This is a genomic window from Myxococcus xanthus (assembly GCF_013116825.1).
In the GTDB taxonomy this organism is placed as follows: Bacteria; Myxococcota; Myxococcia; order Myxococcales; family Myxococcaceae; genus Myxococcus; species Myxococcus xanthus_B.
This window is the reverse complement of sequence record NZ_JABFNS010000270.1, coordinates 1-2,672: the sequence shown is the minus strand read 5'-3', so window position 1 is coordinate 2,672 and position 2,672 is coordinate 1. Positions and strand designations below refer to the sequence as shown.

At 75.6% G+C, this 2,672-nt stretch carries 2 protein-coding genes; both read left to right on the top strand.

What is annotated here, in order from left to right:
- Positions 1 to 438 precede the first annotated feature (438 nt).
- Positions 439 to 1,209 carry a hypothetical protein gene (locus HNV26_RS37165; protein WP_366817113.1) on the top strand — a complete coding sequence of 257 codons (771 nt, stop codon included), beginning with the start codon at positions 439 to 441 and terminating at the stop codon, positions 1,207 to 1,209.
- Positions 1,210 to 1,223: 14 nt separating this feature from the next.
- Positions 1,224 to 2,672 (top strand): hypothetical protein (locus HNV26_RS39135; protein WP_301340311.1); only part of this gene is annotated, 1,449 nt, incomplete at its 3' end.

Genomic DNA, 2,672 nt, shown 5'->3' with positions numbered 1-2,672 from the left:
ACCTGGCCACCGGCGCACGGCCAGCCCTGGGCGCGCGCCGCCCCCCGCCGTCCCGCCCCGCGCCGGAGTCCGATGAAGACGACGACAGCACCCAGGGCTCGAATGGGGGCTCCGAGAAGACCCAGATTCGCCCGGCCCCGTCGGAGCGGCCCCGGCGCTGAAGCGACGCCCCGGCCCGGCGCGTCGGAAACGACCCCGGGCCAGTGGGGCGGCCTCCCACCACACGCGCTCCGCCCCGGCGGGTTTCACCCGAAGCACGGGCGGTGATTCCCGACCTTGCGAGGAGCTCCGGTCGGGGGGAAAGTGATTGAGTGTGGATCTCCCTCCTCGCCGCGCTCACCCTGGCCACCCAGGCCCCCGCCGCGTCAGGCGGTGCGACCAGGACGGACAGGGGCGGCGGGAGCTCCCTCCCACGTCGTCGAGTTCGCGCAGGAGCACGTGGCCGAGCAGCTCCGGGCCCGTGGGCTGGTGGTGGTCCGTATCGAGGACATCACCCGCAAGCTGTCCGCGTCCAAGCGCCGCCCGCTGCTGCGCTGCAACCGCACGGCGCCCTCCTGCATCCGCTCGTTGGGCGCCGCGGGGAAGACGGAGCTCGTCCTGGTGACGGAGCTGGGCCAACTGCTCAGCGGCTATCGCACGGGCGCGCGCATCTACACCGCCAACGACGGCGCGCTCGTCACCGAGCACCTCATCCCCGGCGTGAGCGAGGACCAGTTACTGGACTCGCTCACCCAGTCGATCGACGCGGTGGTGCCCGTGGCGCAGACGGCCTTGCGCGGCCCGCCGCCGGCGCCACCCCAAGCCGAGCCGCCCCCGCCGCCCGTGGCCGTGGTGGAGGCGAAGCCGCTGGCCCCGGAGCTGGAGCCCGAGCCCATCCGCCCGCTGCGCCGCTGGGCGTGGCTGCCCGCCGCGGGCGGTGTCGCCCTGGCCGGCGTGGGCACCGTCTTCTACCTGCAGGCGGGCGACAAGTACTCGCGGCTCGACAAGGACGGCACGCCGGACGCGCCACTGGACAACGCGGATGGACTCGCGTCGTCGGGCCGCCGGGCGCAGACCCTGAGCCGGGTGGCCTTCGGGCTGGGCGCGGCGGGGCTCGTAACGGGCGCGGTGATGTTCCTGCTGCCCGGTGAGCTGCCCGCGAAGGTACAGCCCTCCGCCGCCGTGGTCCCCGGTGGGGGCGTGGTGGGCCTGTCCGGGACGTTGCCTTGAATTCGAGGAGAGTCATGCGGAAGACCAGGATGCTCGGCGCCACGGGCACGGCGCTCGTGGCGGCGCTCGGTGCGGGCGCTTGCTACGACTTCGACGGTGCACGGCAGCGCTGCAGCGACGAGGGACGCTGCGAGCCCAACGTCGCCGCCTGTACGCCCGTCCCCGGCGAGGACCTTCCCGACGACGCCTTCGCCGATACCGACTGTGACGGCGTGGATGGCCAGGCGGACGCCGGGCTCTTCATCGACCCCATGGACGGAGATGACGACGCGGGCGTGGGCACCCGGCAGGCGCCGCTGCGCACCGTGGGCCGCGCGCTGGCGATGCTGCGCGAACGGGATGGCGGCCCGCGCCACCTGTTCCTCGCGGGCGGCGCCTACGACGAGGCGGGCCTGGTGCTGGACGTCCCCGTCTCCCTGCACGGCGGCTACGCCGGACGCAGTGGCGGTTGGCGTCGCGCCGCGAACCGCGTGGCCATGTTCGACGCCGGCACGCTGGGGTTGACGGTGCAGGGACTCCAGGACGCGGGCGTGCTGATGGAGTACGTGCAGGTCAGCGCCGCCACCGCGGCCGGCCCCGGAGAGCCCTCCATCGCCGTGCGCATGGTGGACTCCTCCGGAGTCCGTCTGCGTCACGTCACCCTGGCCGCGGGCGCGGGTGGCCAGGGCGCCCCGGGCGAGGCGGGAGACGCGGGCCTGGGCGGCCCGGACGGAGGTGAAGGAGGGAGCGGCCTCACCGGCTACTCCGATCCGGGCCAGGGCGGGACGGCGCCCCTCATCACCTGCCCGGATGGCATCCAGCCCACGGGCGGCTCGGGGGTGATGGGCAGCAGCGGCGGCAATCCAGGACGGGATGGCGGCACGGGTGGGCCCGGCGAAACGGGAGGCGCGGGCGGCGCGGGCGGCGAGGCACCGGACGCCGCGTGCTCCAGGTTCGAGTGCGTCTGCAATCCCTACCCCGGCGAGCGGGGCCTGGGCGGCGCGGCGGGAGGCCCCGGGACTCCGGGCGGCGGCGGCGCGGGCATGGGGGTGCTGCGCGACGGGACCTGGGTCGCCGGACAGCAAGGCGAGCCCGGCGGCGGCGGCACGGCGGGCTCCGGCGGTGGCGGCGGCGGGTCTGGCGGAAGCTGCAGACTCGAAAACACGATTGTCGCTGGCGGCGGCGGAAGTGGCGCGGGCGGCGCGGGCGGCTGTGGCGGTGAGGGCGGCCGAGGAGGCGGCGGTGGCGGCGCCTCCATCTCCCTGCTGCTCATCGGTTCCCAGGCCGCCATGGAGGAAGGCAGCGTGCTGCGCACGCTCGGCGGAGGCCCGGGTGGCGAGGGTGGCGAAGGCGGTACCGGAGGCCCCGGAGGCGAAGGCGGACACGGCGGCAACGGCGGCCAGGTCGTGCGGGACGGGGGCGTCGTCGACGGAGGCATCATCATCCACCGGACGACCGGCGGAGAGGGCGGCGCGGGCGGCGCG